The organism is Streptacidiphilus sp. BW17, assembly GCF_041262485.1.
GTDB lineage: Bacteria > Actinomycetota > Actinomycetes > Streptomycetales > Streptomycetaceae > Streptacidiphilus.
In genome coordinates this window covers 41067-56855 of sequence record NZ_JBGCCR010000006.1, presented here as the reverse complement: position 1 = coordinate 56855, position 15789 = coordinate 41067, and the positions used below count along the sequence as shown (strand labels likewise).

Here is a 15789-nt window from a genome sequence, read left to right as displayed (position 1 = left end):
TCAGGAACGGCGGTCAGAACAGCCCCAGCTGCCGGGCCGCCGCCTGAACCGTCTGCTCCAGCAGGACCGCGATGGTCATCGGACCGACACCGCCTGGCACCGGAGTGATCAGACTCGCCCGGTGCCGGGCGCCGTCGAAGTCCACGTCCCCGACGTTGCCGGGGTTGTACCCGGCGTCCACCACCACGGCGCCGGGCTTGACGTCCTGCCCCCGGATGAACCGGGGCCTGCCGACGGCGGCGACCAGCACGTCCGCCTGCCGAACGATCGACGCCAGGCCGACCGTCCGCGAGTGGCAGTACGTCACCGTGGCGTCGCGGCCGAGGAGGAGCATGCCGACGGGCTTGCCGAGGATGGCGCTGCGGCCGACGACCACGGCGTGCTTGCCGGTGAGGTCGACCTCGTACGAGTCCAGCAGCCGCATGATCCCGCCCGGGGTGCAGGAGGCGAATCCGGCCAAGCCGAAGCCCATGGCGGCGAAGGAGTGCATGGTCACCCCGTCCACGTCCTTCTCCGGGGCGATCGCCTCGAACGCGGCGCGCTCGTCGATGTGCGGCCCCACGGGATGCTGGAGCAGGATCCCGTGCACAGCCGGGTCCTGGGACAGCCCGGTGATCGTCTCCACCACCGCGGAGGTGCTGGTGGACGCCGGCAGGGTCACGTGCCGCGACACGATCCCGGCCTTCGCGCACCTGGCCTGCTTCATCCGCACGTACGTCACCGACGCCGGGTCCTCGCCGACCAGCACCGTCGCCAGACAGGGCGAGGTCCCGGAACGGTGCAGGATGTCGGCCGCGGCGGCCGAGGTCTCACGGCTGATGCGCTCGGCGAGGGCGGTGCCGTCCATCAGCCGAGCGGTCTGCGTTTCCGACTGAGCCTGGGTCTCCACCATGCTGCACTCCTGAGCTCCACGAAGGTTCGCCCAGGCGCACGGCATTGACACATCGTCAGGCCGCTCCCCGGTGGTATGCCACCTCAGCGCCAGTCACGGCCCGCCTCCACCATAGTCAAGGGAGCCGGGTGGGCGCACCCCACCGCGCTCCTGCCGCGCTCCGCCCGCTCGCACCGCGCCGCACCCCTGCTCGCGCCGCGCCGCGCGTCTCACGCCCGCGGCGGAGCCGCCGTGCTGCCGCGCAGGATCAGCTCCGCGTCGAGCGGGATCCGGCGCGGGGCGTCCGCCGCAGGGTCGAGGAGCAACCGGAGGGCCGCCTCCCCCGCGGATTCCAGCGGCAGCCGGACCGTGCTCAGCGACGGACGGAGGTCGGCCGCGAACGGGACGTCGTCGAAGCCGACAACGGAGACCCGGTCCGGGACGGAGAGGCCGAGGTCGTCGCGGAGTCCGGCGAGCGCGCCCGCCGCCATCACGTCGTTGAGCACCAACACGCCAGTCAGGTCCGGCCGTTCGGTGAGCAGGCGGACAGCTGTCGCCCGGCCGCCCTCGCGGGTGAAGTCGCCGGTGCGCACGTCCGCCGGATCGAGCCCGGCGCCGAGAGAGTGCAGTGCATCCCGCGCACCGTCCAGACGTTGACGGACCGTCAGCAGTTCCTCCGGGCCGGAGACGACGCCGATGCGGCGGTGACCCAGCTCCCACAGTCCGCGCGCGGCAAGGCCACCGCCCGCATGGTTGGCCATTGCCACCGTGTCGACCTCGGGTCCGCGTTCGCCGATGCAGACGACCCGGCCGCCGTCGGCCTCGAACCCGGCGATCTCCTCCGCCAGGCGCGCGGTCGCCGCCGCGTCCGTGGTGCCGCTGCCCGCCAGGATCACGGCACGGGCGCGCTGGGCGCGCAGACCGCGCAGGTACTCCAGCTCCAGGCCGGGTTCGCGGAAGGTCGCGGCGATCATCACCATCAGCCGGTGCTCGCGGGCGGCCCGCATCGCGCCGGCCGCGATCGCGCCGAAGTACGGGTCGGCGACGTCGTGGACGATCAGGCCGACGACCGCGCTGGTCGAGCGGGCCAGCGCCTGGGCCGGGGCGTTGGAGATGTAGCGGAGCTCCTCGGCCGCGGACTCGACGCGGCGGCGCAGCTCCTCACCGACGGTCCGGGTGCCGCTGCCGTGCAGCACGCGGGAGGCCGTGGCCAGGGACACTCCCGCGTGCTCGGCCACCTGCTGCAGGGTCACACCGCTGCCGGTCCGTGCGGGTCGGGTCCTTGACCGTGGATTCGCCATGCTCGTAACGTACCTCTTGGAAAGCGCTTTCCCACGGCTCCTGGCATCCCGCGACGCCGAAGTCGGCCGGGGACCGCGCACGTCAACGCGCCGGGTCCGGTCCCGCACCGACCCGACTGCCCTGCACCCCCGTCTGCGCTCCGCCCAAGAGGCTCCCCACCAAGCGACTCACCACCAAGAGACTCCCCGCCAAGAGAAGCGAGACCTCCATGCCTCAGAGGACCATCGGCATCGTCATGAACGGCGTCACCGGCCGTATGGGATACCGCCAGCACCTCGTCCGCTCCGTCCTCGCGCTGCGCGAGCAGGGCGGGCTCGAACTGGCCGACGGCACCAGGGTGCTGCCCGAGCCCGTGCTGGTCGGCCGCAACGAGGAGAAGCTGCGGGCCATCGCCGACCGCCACGGCCTCACCCGCTGGACCACCGACCTCGACGCCGCGCTCGCCGATCCGGCGAACGAGATCTACTTCGACGCCCAGCTCACCCAGGTCCGCGAGAAGGCGCTGCGCGCCGCGATCGCCGCGGGCAAGCACATCTACACCGAGAAGCCGAGCGCCGACTCGGTCGACGCCGCGCTCTCGCTGGCCCGCGCGGCGCGCGACGCCGGGGTCAAGAACGGCGTGGTGCAGGACAAGCTGTTCCTGCCGGGCCTGCTCAAGCTTAAGCGCCTGGTCGACGGCGGCTTCTTCGGCCAGATCCTGTCCGTCCGGGGCGAGTTCGGCTACTGGGTGTTCGAGGGCGACTGGCAGTCGGCGCAGCGGCCGTCGTGGAACTACCGGGCCGAGGACGGCGGCGGAGTGGTGCTGGACATGTTCCCGCACTGGCACTACGTGCTGGAGCGGATCTTCGCGCCGGTCCGCTCCGTCTACGCGCAGGCCTGGACGCACATCCCGGAGCGCCGCGACGAACGCGGTCTCGCCTACCGGGCGACGGCCGACGACGCGGCCTACGGCGTCTTCGAGCTGGACGGCGGGGTGATCGCGCAGATCAACTCCTCCTGGGCCACCCGCGTGGACCGGGACGAGCTGGTCGAGTTCCACGTCGACGGGACCGAGGGCAGCGCGGTCGCCGGACTGCGCAACTGCCGGATCCAGCACCGGGGAGCGACGCCCAAGCCGGTGTGGAACCCGGACCTGCCGGCCACCGAGCCGTTCCGCGCGCAGTGGCAGCCGGTGCCGGACAACCAGGAGTTCGACAACGGCTTCAAGGTGCAGTGGGAGCAGTTCCTGACGCACGTCGTCGCGGACGAGCCCTTCCCCTACGACCTGCTCTCCGGCGCCAAGGGCGTGCAGTTGGCGGAGCTCGGGCTGCGCTCCTCGCGCGAGGGCCGTCGCCTGGACATCCCGGAACTAGCCCTCTGACGGCCACGACCAGCGTCCCCCTCGCCCCCCAGGAGCCCTGCCGTGCCCTCCTTGCCAGCCTCCCAAGCCTCCCCTGCCTCCTCGGCCGCCTCGGCCTCCCCCGCCTCCTCGACGTCCGGCTCGATCCTGCTTCCGCTCGACGGGATCGCCACCCGCTACCGGCTGCCCGACACCGCCGACCTACTGGCGCAACTCCCCTCGCGCAGCGAGCCCGCCCGCAGCCGGACGGTGTTCGCGGCGGCGCATGTCGTCGCCGACCCCCGGCAGCCCAACGGTCCCGGGCTGCCCGCCGGCGTGGACTGGGAGGCGACGCTCGCCTTTCGGCACCACCTGTGGTCCCTCGGCCTCGGCATCGCCGACGCGATGGACACGGCCCAGCGCGGGATGGGCCTGGACTGGCCCGCGACGCGCGAGTTGATCCGCCGCAGCGGCGCGGAGGCGCGTGCCGTCGGTGGCCGGCTCGCCTGCGGGGTCGGCACCGATCAGTTGGGCGCGACGTCGGTCGGAGACGGTCATTCGCTCACATCGATCACCGCTGCTTACGAAGAACAGTGGCAGGTGGTCGAGGAGGCGGGGGCGCAGGTGGTCCTGATGGCCAGTCGCGCGCTGGCCCGTACCGCGTCCGGACCGGACGACTACGCGGAGGTCTACGGCAGGCTGCTGGCCCAGTCCGCCGAGCCGGTGATCCTGCACTGGCTCGGCACGCCCTTCGACCCGGCGCTGGCCGGGTACTGGGGCGCAGGCGACCTCGACACCGCCGCCGAGCACGTGCTGGCGCTGATCCGCGACCACGCCGACAAGGTCGACGGCATCAAGGTCTCGCTGCTCGACGCCGACCGGGAGATCGCGCTGCGTCGGGCGCTGCCGGACGGGGTCCGCCTCTACACCGGTGACGACTTCCACTACCCCGAGCTCATTCTTGGAGACCAGCACAGCAGCGGCGGCGCGCAGGGCTTCAGCCACGCGCTGCTGGGCGTCTTCGACCCGCTCGCCCGGCACGCCGCAGCGGCGTTGGCCGCGCTGGACCGGGGTGACACCGACCGGTACCGCGCGGTCCTGGAGCCGACCGTGCCGCTGGCCAGGCACATCTTCGCCACGCCGACCCGCCACTACAAGACCGGTGTGGTCTTCCTGGCCCACCTGGCCGGTCATCAGGACCACTTCACCATGGTCGGCGGCGCGCAGGAGAACCGTGAGGTGGCGCATCTGGCCCGGCTCTTCGTCCTCGCCGCCGAGGCGGGTGCGTTGCCCGACCCGGAGCTGGCCGCCGCCCGCATGCGGACCTTCCTCGCCACGAAGGGATTCGACCAATGACACCCGAAGCGATGCGGTCAAGGACCCGGTCAAGGATGCAGTCAAGGGCCAACCCTGCCCCCGGGCTGGAGCGGCTCTCGCTCAACACCGCGACGACGAAGCAGTGGACACTGGCCGAGGCCGTCGCCGGCTGCACGGCGGCAGGCATCGCCGGGATCGGACTGTGGCGGGACCGGGTCGCCGAAGCGGGCCTGGACCAGGCCGCCCGGTTGGTCCGCGAGGCCGGACTGACCGTCACCAGTCTCTGCCGGGGCGGTTTCTTCACCGGCCCGGACTCCGCCGAGGACATCGCCGCAGACAATCGGCGCGCGGTCGACGAGGCCGCCGCGCTCGGCACCGACACCCTGGTCCTGGTCTGCGGCGGGCTGCCGTCCGGCAGCAAGGACCTGCCCGCCGCCCGACGTTCGGTCGCCGACGGCATCGCGGCGCTGGCTCCCTACGCCGAGGCGCACGGGGTGCGGCTGGCGATCGAGCCGCTGCACCCGATGTTCTGCGCGGACCGTGCGGTCGTCTCGACGCTCGGCCAGGCGGTCGACCTTGCCGAACAGGCCGGTCACGGCACCGGCGTGGTCGTCGACACCTACCACGTGTGGTGGGACCCGGAGGTCGAGCGGCAGATCGCGCGCGCCGGGACGGCCGGGATGATCCACGCGTTCCAGGTCTGCGACTGGCTGCTGCCGCTGCCCGCCGACGCACTGCTCGGACGCGGGCACGTCGGCGACGGTTCGATCGACATCCCGCGCCTCGCCCGGCTGGTGGCGGAGGCGGGCTACCAGGGGTGGACCGAGGTCGAGATCTTCAACCAGGAGGTCTGGGACACACCCGGCGAGGAGACACTCCGCACACTGACGGAGCGTCACCATACCTACCTCACCGGCACGCAGGAGCTGGAGCCGTCGCCGTGACACTGACCCTGACCGACTCGCGAACCGGCTTCCTGCGCAACGGCGTTCCGCACCAGATCGTCTCGGCTGCGGTGCACTACTTCCGGATCCGCCCGGAGCAGTGGCGCGACCGGCTGCTGCGGCTGCGCGCGATGGGTGTCAACACCGTTGAGACCTACGTCGCCTGGAACGTCCACGAACGCGAGCGCGGCCGCTTCGACTTCGACGGTGCGCAGGACGTGGTCGGGTTCGTCCGGCTGGCCGGGGAGCTCGGGCTGGACGTGATCGTCCGCCCCGGCCCCTACGTCTGCGCGGAATGGGAGTTCGGCGGGCTGCCCGCCTGGCTGCTCGCCGACCGGTCCCTGCGGCTGCGGCGCACCGACACCGCCTTCCTGGCCGCCGTCGACGCGTGGTTCGACGAGCTGCTGCCCCGGCTGACGCCGCTTCAGGACGACTGCAGCGGGCCGATCGTGGCCATGGGCGTCGAGAACGAGTACGGCAGCTACGGCAACGACACCGCGTACCTGACCCATCTGCACGAAGGCCTGCTCGCACGTGGGGTGACCTGTCTGCTGTTCACCGCCGACGGAGCGGAGGACGGATTCCAGCTCGGCGGCAGGCTGCCCGGCGTGCTGACCACGGGCACCTTCGGCTCCCGGCCGGAGCAGGCGTTGGCCTGCCTGCGTCGGCACCAGCCCCAAGGGCCGCTGGTCTGTGCGGAGTTCTGGATCGGCTGGTTCGACCACTGGGGCGAACGGCACCGGGTCCGCGACGCCGAGGACGCTGCGCAGGCGTTGGACGCGCTGCTGGCCGCAGGCGCGTCCGTCAACATCTACATGGGCCACGGCGGCACCAACTTCGGCTGGTGGAACGGCGCCAACCACGACGGAGCCGCCTACCTGCCGACGTCGACCAGCTACGACTACGACGCGCCGGTCGGCGAGGCGGGCGAGCTGACGGCCAAGTTCCACGCCTTCCGCGCGGTGATCGAGCGCCGGATCGGGCCCGTCCCGCACCCGCTGCCGGAGCTGCCGCCGCGTCTCGCACCGCAGTCGGTGCGCCCGCTGGGACGCGTCGCCCTGCGCGACTGTCTGGACATGCTCGCAGAGTCGAGCCACGGCAAGCCCAGCCAATGGCTGGAGCCGGAGCCGATGGAGACGGTCGGCCAGTCACTCGGCCTGATCCACTACCGCACTCGGCTGCGCGGCCCGCTGGCCCGGACCGAGCTGCGGATCGACGGACTGGCCGATCGTGCGCAGGTCTTCCTGGACGGTGAAGCGATCGGCGTGCTCGAACGCAACCACCCCGATCGTTCGATCACGTTGAGCGTTCCGGACGGCGGCGCGGAGCTGGAGCTGCTGGTGGAGAACCAGGGCCGGATCAACTACGGTCCGCGCTTTGCCGACCGCAAAGGCATCACCGGCGGTGTCCGGCTGGACGGCCAGTACCAGTTCGGCTGGGAGATCCGGCCGTTGCCGCTCGATCCGCTGCCGGATCTGCTGGAGCTGCCGTTCGCCGACGCCGACGCCGACGCCGACGCCGACGCCGACGCCGACAGGATGGTCGGACACCCGGCGTTCCACCGCTTCGAGTTGGACATCCACGAGGCTGCGGACGGGTTCCTCGCCCTACCCGGCTGGACCAAGGGCGTCGTCTGGCTCAACGGCTTCTGCCTCGGCCGCTACTGGGAGATCGGCCCGCAACGCACCCTCTACGCCCCGGCCCCGCTGTGGCGCACGGGCCGCAACGAGGTCGTGGTGCTGGAGCTGCACCAGCCGGGTGCCAAGCTGGAGCTGCGCGACGCGCCGGACCTCGGCCCTGCCGAGGCAGCCCGCTGCGATTTCTGACGTCACGCCAGAAGCCCAGTAGCCCTCAGGAATCGGCGCTCAGCGCCCCGACGTGCCCTCGAAAGGGAGCACGTCCGGGGAGAGCGCGCCCGCGCGGGCGGTCGCGGCGGTCATCCGCTTGCGGTGGTGGCGACGGCAGAGGACCTCGTAGCCGACCTGGTCCTCGGTGACGGCGACATCGCCGACGACCACCTGGGCGCCCTCGACGACCATCACGCCGCCGACGGTCCGGGCGTTGTGCGTGGCCCGCGAGCCGCACCAGCACAGCGCCTCGACCTGGAGCACCTCGACCCGGTCCGCCAGCTCGATCAGCCGGGCCGAGCCCGGGAAGAGCCGGGTGCGGAAGTCCGTGGTGATGCCGAAGGTGAAGACGTCGATGGCGAGGTCGTCCGCGATCCGGGCCAACTGGTCCACCTGCTCGGCGCGGAAGAACTGGGCCTCGTCGCAGATCAGGTAGTCGATCCGGGCGCCGGCGGAGAGCAGCCTCACCACGTGGGCGTGGAAGTCGAGCGCGTCGTCGACCTCGACGGCCTCGGTACTGAGGCCCAGTCGGCTGGAGAGGATCGCCGCGCCGGCGCGGTCGTTGCGGGTGAAGATTATCCCGCGACGGCCGCGCGCCTGGTGGTTGTGGTCCATCTGCAGCGCCAGCGTCGACTTGCCGCAGTCCATGGTCCCGCTGAAGAAGACCAGTTCAGCCACGACGCACCTCCAGCAGCGGCACCAACTGCTCCGCCGGGTGCATCGACCCGTGCAGACCGACCATCGCCGACTCGCCCGGCTCGCGGCGGGTCGCGATCACCGCGGTGTCGTCGGCCGCGACCGCGACCACGTCGCCGATCCGGCCCAGCACGCGCTCCTCGACCACCGGCCCGAACCAGCCCGCCGCCACGGCCTCCTCGCGGGTGGCGATCCAGAAGCGGTCGCCGAGCCGCTCCCGCCAGGCGGCGTGGACGTCGGCCTCCGCGCCCGGCTTGGCGTAGACGTGACGGGCCCGGCCCTCGCCGCCGAGCAGCAGCACGCCCGCGCGCAGGTCCTCCTGCTCGGGCGCGTCGAAGTCGATGCGCGCCTCGGGGGCGATGTCGACCATGCCGTGGTCGGCGGTGATGTAGAGCGCCGAGCGCGGCGGCAACTGCTCGGCGAGCCGCTGGGCGAGGCGGTCGACGGCCATCAGCTGTCCACGCCAGGCGTCGGAGTGGACACCGTGCCGGTGACCCATGCCGTCGAGCTCGCTGTAGTACGTGTAGACCAGAGCCCGGTCGGCGGCGGCGAGCCGCTCTGCGGCCAGGTCCATCCGCTCCTCGCCGGTCAGCCGCCCGAGGAACTGGCCGCCCGACAACGCCACCTCGGTCAGCGGGGTGAACTCGAACAACGGCGAGGAGACTTGGCAGGTCGAGACGCCCATGGCATGGGTGCGCCCGAAGACGGTGGGATACGGCTGCCAGGTGCGCGGCGTCTGATGCGGCATCCAGCGCAGCTGGTTCATCAGCCGCCGCTCACCCGGGATCCGCACCAGGTACCCGGCCAGTCCGTGCTCGCCCGGGGGGCGGCCGGTCCCGAAGGACGCCAGGCTGGTCGCGGTCGTCGAGGGGAACCCGGCGGTGAGCGGGCGTCCGCTGCCCGCCAGCGAGGTCGACAGCAGCGAGGTCAGGAACGGCGCATCGTCGGGGTGGCTGCGGATCAGCTCCCAGCCGAGGCCGTCGACCAGGAACACGCAGACCCGGTCGGCGGGCGGCAGCACCAGCCCGGTCGCGGGGACGCCGTCGGCGGCGGTCAGGCCGAGGCCCGCGGCGACGGCCGGGAGCACGTCGGAGAGCGACGCCGTGCCGTAGGCGGGGACGGGGGCGGCGGTGTGAGGGAGAGTCATCAGTCTTTTCTGTGCGTGCGCCGAGTGTTGCGTAGTGACCCTAACCGAGGCAGGCCGAAGGGAGACGCAGGCCTGCGCTCATCGCGCACCGGTCACGCACCGTCGGCCGTACGCACTCGGTCTCTGCCGCCGCATCCGCGCGCTGCCTGGTCGCATGGTGCCGCCGCGCGCCTGCCTCCGGGCGCTGCCTGCGGGCGCTGCCTGCGGGCGCTGCCTGCGCGCTGCGGAAACGCTTCCCGATCGCGATCCGGGGCCGGGCGTGGCCGGCGGCTACTCCGGCGTCCGGGCCGTCGTCTCGGACAGGGCCTGGGCGAAGGCCAGCGCCTGGGCCACCGTCTCCGGGCCGTCGCCCGCCTCGCTGACCCGGAGCGAGAGGTCGTCGGCGGTGGTGGAGCCGGTGTAGCCGTGGTCGGCGTCACAGTTCGGGTCGCCGCAGGCGGCGGGCTCCAGGTCGATCCGGGAGACGGCGCCCCATCCGATGGTCAGCACCACCTCGCGCGGCAGCTGCCCGCGCGTGTACTTCTCGGGGTTGGCCACGACCCGGCTGACCACGACCGACGAGATCCGGCCGATCTTCACGCTCTCCGTCGAGGTCGTCGCGTACGGCACGGGCGAGGTGTCGTCGGCGCCCTGCTCGTCGGTGTGGCTGACGATGAACCGGGTCCCGGTCAGCACCAGCACGGTGACGTGGCGGCGCACCTCGTTGGCGTCGAAGGTGGTCTCCTGGTGGACCAGGAAGGCGTCGACACTCTCGCTGCCCACCGCCGCCTCGACGGCCTCGGACACGAGGGTCGGGTAGTAGCCGCTGCGCTCGATCGCGGAGCGCAGCCCCTGGGTGGTGGTCGTTCCCGTCTTCGCCATAGCTACCATCCTGGCACGATCCGGGGCACTCTCACGCCAGCGCGCGCGGTCCCAGATCGGTCCGTGCGGGCAGCCGGGCCAGCCGGACCTCCGCCCCCAGCACCCGCAGGCCACGCGACGCGACGCTCACCGGGGCGAGGGTGAGGGAGGCCACCTCGGGCAGGTCGTCCACCAGCTGCGAGATCCTGAGCAGCAGTTCCTCCAGGGCGCCCGTGTCGACCGGCTCGGACCCGCGCCAGCCGAACAGCAACGGGGCCGCCTTGATCCCCCTGACCAGGGAGGCGACCTCGGCGTCGGTGGCCGGAATCAGGCGGTGGGCCACGTCGCCCAGCAGTTCGGAGGCGACCCCGGCCAGGCCGAAGGAGAGGATCGCGCCGACGGCCGGGTCGACGCTGGCGGAGATCGTCGTCTCGACCGCACCGTCCTCGGTGACGGGGTACTCCGGCCGATCGGCGGGGTGCGGGGCGGCCGGTGCGTCCAGGCGCACGCCGTAGCAGGCGAGCAGTTCGGCGGTGGTCGCGGCGTCGAGTCGGGCCTCGTGACGGTCGGCGAGTGCGCCGGCGACGATCTCCTCGGCGCGCTGCTCGGCCAGGTCCTCGAAGTCGGGGAAAGTCCGCGGGGCGGTGGCCTCGACGCGCCAGGCCGCGTAGAAGGTGGCGTGCGCGAAGGCGCGCACCGCCCGCTCCGGGCGCGCATAGCCGGGCACGCGCTGCAGATGCGGGAGCACGCCGGTCGCCGCGCCGCTCGCCTCGGCGTCGGCCGTCGGCGACGCCGTCGCCGACTCTTCCGCACCCGCACTTGCACCCGCCTGCGCGTGCGCCTGTGCCCGAACCTCCGCCTGTGCCTGTGCCTGTGCGCGGGCCTGTGCCTGAACCTCCGCCTCCGCCTCCCCTTGCGCCCGTGCCACGGTCAGCGCGTTGACCTCGTCGATCAGTTCCGGCATCGCCAGGTGGACGATCACCATCGGCTTGCCCGCCGCGCGGGCCAGCACGGCGGCGTCGGCGAGGGCGGCCGCGAAGGGGGCCGTGTCGAGCTCCAGGGCGGAACCGTCGCGGTGGCCGTTGGCGAGCAGGCCCGAGCCGGGGAAGCGGGGGAAGCCGCCCACGCCGATAGGCGGGATCACGACGGCGACCACCGCGTCGCTGTCCGGTCGGTCGACCGCCGCGCGCAGGCCGCGGCGGAAGTCGTCCGGCGTGGCGCTGGTGGTGAGGTCGTGCGGCAGCAGCGGTCGCAGCCCGGCGCTGAGCGCGGCGTCGTGGGTGAGCAGGCCGACGGAGTCCGAGTTGCCGACGATGGCGATCCGGTTGCCGGGCGGGATCGGCTGATGGGCCAGCAGATCGGCGGTGTCGTAGAGCTCGGTGATGGTGTCGACCCGGATCACGCCCGCCTGCTGGAAGAGCGTGTCGACGGTGCTGTCGGCCATGCGCGTGACCGCGCCCGCGTGTCCGGCAGGGATGCTGCGGGTGTCCCGGCCGCCCTTGACCACGACCAGCGGCTTGCGGGCGGCGACCCGCCGCGCCAGTCGGCTGAACTTGCGCGGATTGCCGAAGGACTCCAGGTAGAGCAGGGCCACGCCGGTCGCGTCGTCCTCCTCGAAGTACTGGAGCAGGTCGTTGCCCGAGATGTCCGCGCGGTTGCCGACGGAGGCGAAGGAGGAGATGCCGATTCCGCGCCGGTGAGCGGCCTCCAGCAGGGCCGCGCCGATCGCGCCGGACTGGGTGAAGATCCCCAGCGGACCGTGGTCGGGAAGCGCCGGGGCCAGCGAGGCGTCCAGCCGCACCGACGGATCCGTGTTGATCAGCCCGAACGCGTTGGGGCCGAGGACCCGCATACCGGCTGCGCGTGCCTGGCGCACCAGTTCGCGCTGCCGGGCGCGGCCGTCGACGCCGGTCTCCGCGTATCCCGCGGTGATCACCACCAGCCCGCGCACCCCGGCCGCGCCGCAGTCCGCGACGACGTCAGGCACCTGCTCGGCCGGGACCGCGATGACGGCGAGGTCGACGGGCTCGGGCACGTCGGCGATCGAGGCGTGCACGGGCACGCCGTCGAGTTCGATCACGCCGGGCGATCGATTGATCGCATCCAGCCGACCGGTGAAACCGGCGTCGATCAGGTTGCGAAGAACCGTGCGTCCGACGCCGACCGGGTTGCGTCCGGCGCCGATCACGGCGACCGATCGCGGCCTGAGCAGCCGCTGCATCGATCGTGCCTCGGCACGGTGCTCACGAGCGCGCATGACGGCGAGGGAGTCCTCCGTCGGCTCCAGGTCCAGCTTGTAGTGGAGCACTCCGTCGGTGAAGCTGCGGTGCTGGACGTACCCGGCCTCGGTGAAGACCTTCGCCATCTTCCGGTTCTCCGGCAGCACCTCCGCGATGAAGCGCCGGATGCCGCGTTCGCGTGCGGACGCGGCGATGTGCTCCAGCAGCGCGGACGCCACGCCGCGTCCCTGGTGGGCGTCCTGGACCAGGAAGGCGACCTCGGCGTCGGTACCGGAGCCGGAGGGCCGGCCCTGGGCGTCGATCCGGTCGTAGCGGACGGTGGCGATGAACTCGTCGCGCACCAGCGCGGCCAGGCCGACCCGGTCGACGAAGTCGTGGTGGGTGAAGTGCCGCACGTCCCGCGCGGAGAGGCGCGGATACGGGGCGAAGAAGCGGTAGTACTTCGACCGGTCGGAGACGTGCTGGTAGAAGGCGACCAGCCGGTCGGCGTCGGCGGGGACGATAGGCCTGATGCGCGCGGTGCCGCCGTCCCGCAGCACGATGTCGGCCTCCCAGTGGGCCGGGTAACCGGGTCGGTCCTCGGCCAGGGCCTGGTCGGCGTGGATGTCGTGGCCCGGTCCCGCAGCGGCGGGCGCGCTCTCGCTCACCAGGCCAGATTAGCCGTCCGCCGGGCACCCGGCCGGGCGTGCGTCGCACGGATTTCCGAACGTCGGCCCGGCGACGCACGTGGGAGCGTCCCGATGCCGTCGGAGGCCGTGCGAGAATGGTCTAGACAACGCAGGATCAACCCCGCTGAATATCCTGAATTGTCCAGAAAGATCCGCGCACTTCGCGAAAGGCACGCACCATGGCTGAGCGCCGCGTCCCCATCGGCTGGCCCGAGGGCCTGCACGCCCGTCCCGCCTCCGTCTTCGTCCGCGCCGCGGGCTCGGTCGGCGTGCCCGTCACCATCGCCAAGAACGGCGGCGACCCTGTCAACGCCGCGTCCATGCTGGCGCTGCTCGGTCTGGGCGCCCAGGCCGGCGAGGAGGTCGTGCTCGCCTCGGACGCCGACGGCGCCGACGCCGCGCTGGACCGCCTGGCGAAGCTGGTCTCCGAGGGACTGGACGAGCTTCCCCCCGCCTGATCGAACCGCAGTACTTCTCCCCCGGGGCCGCGCCGCTTCCTTCCCCCGAAGCGGCGCGGCCCCCGTGCGTCAGCCGGGCCCCTCCCCCGGCCGGATCCCGGGCCGCACGACCTCTCCGTCCCGGGCCGCGCCACCTCTCCGATCCCGGGCCGCGTCGCCTCTCTCCTCCCGGGCCGCGTCGCCTCCTTGACCAGCTTCAGGACGGCTGGAACGGTGTGGTCCGGACGGGGCACGACCCGTGGAACGTGGAACAACGTGGGGCCCCGGCGAACTGCGGTCCCACCCCGCGCCTTCGTCGTCGGCTGCACCGGATTCACCTTGGATCCCCTTGGAGGAGACCGCGATGGACCAGACAGGCACGCCCGAGAGCCCCGAGCGGGCCTACGCGGAGTTCCGCGCGGCGCGCGACCATCTGCTGCGGCACCGGGGCGACCTTGACGGCGCACGCCGCTTCCCGCGTCCGCAGGCCGAGTACTTCAACTGGGCGCTCGACTGGTTCGACCGTGAGGCCAGGCCCGAGGGCGGCGAGAACCGGTCCGTCGCGCTGCGCGTGGTCGACCTCGCCCCGGACGGCTCGACGGTCGCCGAGACTGCCCTGACGTTCGCTCAACTCAGCGACCGCTCCGACCAGGTGGCCGACTGGCTGCGGGGCCTGGGCGTCCGGCGCGGCGACCGGATCCTGCTGCTGCTCGGCAACCAGGTGGCGCTGTGGGAGGTGATGCTGGCGGCGATCAAGCTCGGCGCGGTCGTCATCCCGGCCAGCACGCTGCTCGCGCCCGAGGACCTCGCGGACCGCGTGGCGCGCGGCGACGTCCGCCATGTCATCGCCGAGTCCGGCCTCACCGGTGGCTTTGCGGGCATCGATGGCGACTGGACCCGGATCGCGGTGGGCGCGCAGGTGCCCGGCTGGCTCCGCTACGCCGAGTCGGCCGACCACCGGCTGCCCACCGAGGGTTTCGTCCCCGACGGCCCCACCCGGGCCGACGACCCGCTGCTGCTCTACTTCACCTCGGGCACCACCAGCCGCCCCAAGCTGGTCCAACACACCCACCGCTCCTACCCCGTGGGCCACCTGTCGACGATGTACTGGATCGGTCTGCGGCCCGGCGACGTCCACCTCAACGTCTCCTCGCCGGGTTGGGCCAAGCACGCCTGGAGCAACTTCTTCGCGCCCTGGAACGCCGGAGCGGAGATCCTGATTGTCAATCAGCCACGCTTCTCCGCGCGGCCGTTGCTGGACACCTTGGTCCGCTGCGAGGTGACCTCGTTCTGCGCCCCGCCGACGGTCTGGCGGATGCTGGTGCTGGAGAAGCTCTCCGACTGGCAGCCGTCACTGCGTGAACTCGTCGGCGCGGGCGAGCCGTTGAACCCGGAGATCATCGAACGGGTGCAGGAGGCCTGGGGGGTGACCCTGCGCGACGGCTTCGGGCAGACCGAGACCACGGCCCAGGTGGGCAACCCGCCGCAGTTCCCGGTCAAGCCCGGCTCGATGGGCGTGCCGCTCCCCGGCTACGAGGTGGCCCTGGTCGACGCCGTCAGCGGCGCGGTGGTCACCGAGCCCGGCGCGGAGGGAGAGCTCTGTCTGCCTCTGGACAGCTCCCCGCTGGGCCTGATGACGGGGTATCAGCAGGACCCCGAGCGCCAGGCGGAGGCGACCGCCGGCGGCTTCTACCACACCGGCGATGTGGCATTCCGGGACGCGGACGGCTACTTGACCTATGTGGGTCGCACGGACGACGTCTTCAAGTCTTCGGACTACCGGATCTCGCCGTTCGAGCTGGAGAGCGTGCTGATCGAGCACCCCAGCGTCGCGGAGGCGGCCGTGGTCCCCTCGCCGGACCCGGTCCGGCTGTCGGTTCCCAAGGCGTTCGTCGTGCTGGTTCCGGGCGCGACCGCGGACCGGGAGACGGCCGGCTCGGTGCTCGCCTTCGCGCGGGAGCGGCTCGCGCCCTACAAGCGGGTCCGCCGCCTGGAGTTCGCCGAACTGCCGAAGACCGTCTCGGGCAAGATCCGCCGCGTCGAACTGCGCGGCCGTGAGGCCGACCTGCACGGCGGCCCGGAGGCACCGGCGCGTGGCGAGCTGGAGTTCTGGGAGGAGGACTTCACGGGCTGAGCCTGCACCCCGACCACACCGCGTGTGC

General features: G+C 72.5%; 12 protein-coding genes and 1 riboswitch. Of the genes, 6 read left to right on the top strand and 6 right to left on the bottom strand.

What is annotated here, in order from left to right; all coding sequences use genetic code 11:
* Window positions 1-13: 13 nt before the first annotated feature.
* Together ABH940_RS09545 and ABH940_RS09540 are read right to left on the bottom strand one after the other, a co-directional pair.
* Window positions 14-892, bottom strand: coding sequence for a bifunctional 5,10-methylenetetrahydrofolate dehydrogenase/5,10-methenyltetrahydrofolate cyclohydrolase (locus tag ABH940_RS09545; protein ID WP_370068436.1), 879 nt, complete (start codon window positions 890-892; stop codon window positions 14-16).
* Window positions 893-913: 21 nt separating this feature from the next.
* Window positions 914-999: riboswitch (ZMP/ZTP riboswitch) on the bottom strand.
* A gap of 102 nt (window positions 1000-1101) precedes the next feature.
* Window positions 1102-2124 (bottom strand): LacI family DNA-binding transcriptional regulator, encoded by a 1023-nt coding sequence (locus ABH940_RS09540; protein WP_370068434.1) that lies wholly within the window; start codon window positions 2122-2124, stop codon window positions 1102-1104.
* 257 nt (window positions 2125-2381) lie between these two features.
* Here ABH940_RS09540 and ABH940_RS09535 point away from each other — a divergent pair, with 257 nt between their 5' ends.
* The 4 genes from ABH940_RS09535 to ABH940_RS09520 all read left to right on the top strand — a co-directional run bounded on the left by ABH940_RS09535 (window position 2382) and on the right by ABH940_RS09520 (window position 7578).
* Window positions 2382-3533 carry a Gfo/Idh/MocA family protein gene (locus ABH940_RS09535; protein WP_370105048.1) on the top strand — a complete coding sequence of 384 codons (1152 nt, stop codon included), beginning with the start codon at window positions 2382-2384 and terminating at the stop codon, window positions 3531-3533.
* Between the two features lie 144 nt (window positions 3534-3677).
* Complete coding sequence (locus ABH940_RS09530) at window positions 3678-4847, top strand: dihydrodipicolinate synthase family protein (protein ID WP_370068671.1); 1170 nt, start codon at window positions 3678-3680, stop codon at window positions 4845-4847.
* Between the two features lie 35 nt (window positions 4848-4882).
* On the top strand, window positions 4883-5752 hold the full coding sequence (locus ABH940_RS09525) for a sugar phosphate isomerase/epimerase family protein (RefSeq protein WP_370105046.1): 870 nt from the start codon (window positions 4883-4885) through the stop codon (window positions 5750-5752).
* Entirely contained in the window at window positions 5749-7578 is a 1830-nt protein-coding gene (locus ABH940_RS09520) for a beta-galactosidase family protein (RefSeq protein ID WP_370105045.1), read from the top strand. Before ABH940_RS09525 ends, ABH940_RS09520 begins: the two co-directional genes overlap by 4 nt.
* 39 nt (window positions 7579-7617) lie before the next feature.
* On the opposite strand, the gene ABH940_RS09515 is transcribed toward ABH940_RS09520, so the two are convergent.
* The 4 genes from ABH940_RS09515 to ABH940_RS09500 form a co-directional block, all read right to left on the bottom strand.
* On the bottom strand, window positions 7618-8277 hold the full coding sequence (locus ABH940_RS09515; protein WP_370068426.1) for a thymidine kinase: 660 nt from the start codon (window positions 8275-8277) through the stop codon (window positions 7618-7620).
* A complete protein-coding gene (locus ABH940_RS09510) occupies window positions 8270-9442 on the bottom strand; it encodes an alkaline phosphatase family protein (protein WP_370068424.1) in 1173 nt (390 codons plus the stop codon). Before ABH940_RS09510 ends, ABH940_RS09515 begins: the two co-directional genes overlap by 8 nt.
* Before the next feature lie 270 nt (window positions 9443-9712).
* Entirely contained in the window at window positions 9713-10312 is a 600-nt protein-coding gene (locus ABH940_RS09505; RefSeq protein WP_370068422.1) for a DUF5998 family protein, read from the bottom strand.
* A gap of 22 nt (window positions 10313-10334) precedes the next feature.
* On the bottom strand, window positions 10335-13109 hold the full coding sequence (locus tag ABH940_RS09500) for a GNAT family N-acetyltransferase (protein ID WP_370068669.1): 2775 nt from the start codon (window positions 13107-13109) through the stop codon (window positions 10335-10337).
* Window positions 13110-13369: 260 nt separating this feature from the next.
* Here ABH940_RS09500 and ABH940_RS09495 point away from each other — a divergent pair, with 260 nt between their 5' ends.
* Together ABH940_RS09495 and ABH940_RS09490 are read left to right on the top strand one after the other, a co-directional pair.
* Window positions 13370-13648: an HPr family phosphocarrier protein gene (locus ABH940_RS09495; protein WP_370068420.1), complete on the top strand. Its 279-nt coding sequence runs from the start codon at window positions 13370-13372 to the stop codon at window positions 13646-13648.
* Between the two features lie 343 nt (window positions 13649-13991).
* Window positions 13992-15761 (top strand): AMP-binding protein, encoded by a 1770-nt coding sequence (locus ABH940_RS09490; protein WP_370105044.1) that lies wholly within the window; start codon window positions 13992-13994, stop codon window positions 15759-15761.
* Window positions 15762-15789 lie beyond the last annotated feature (28 nt).

What these genes read in the sequence shown, in the direction of transcription:
- ABH940_RS09505 (WP_370068422.1), bottom strand. Translation starts at nt 10,312, where the DNA reads ATGGTAGCTATGGCGAAGACGGGAACGACCACCACCCAGGGGCTGCGC.
- ABH940_RS09535 (WP_370105048.1), top strand. Translation starts at nt 2,382, where the DNA reads ATGCCTCAGAGGACCATCGGCATCGTCATGAACGGCGTCACCGGCCGT.
- ABH940_RS09510 (WP_370068424.1), bottom strand. Translation starts at nt 9,442, where the DNA reads ATGACTCTCCCTCACACCGCCGCCCCCGTCCCCGCCTACGGCACGGCG.
- ABH940_RS09490 (WP_370105044.1), top strand. Translation starts at nt 13,992, where the DNA reads ATGGACCAGACAGGCACGCCCGAGAGCCCCGAGCGGGCCTACGCGGAG.
- ABH940_RS09525 (WP_370105046.1), top strand. Translation starts at nt 4,883, where the DNA reads ATGCAGTCAAGGGCCAACCCTGCCCCCGGGCTGGAGCGGCTCTCGCTC.
- ABH940_RS09545 (WP_370068436.1), bottom strand. Translation starts at nt 892, where the DNA reads ATGGTGGAGACCCAGGCTCAGTCGGAAACGCAGACCGCTCGGCTGATG.
- ABH940_RS09495 (WP_370068420.1), top strand. Translation starts at nt 13,370, where the DNA reads ATGGCTGAGCGCCGCGTCCCCATCGGCTGGCCCGAGGGCCTGCACGCC.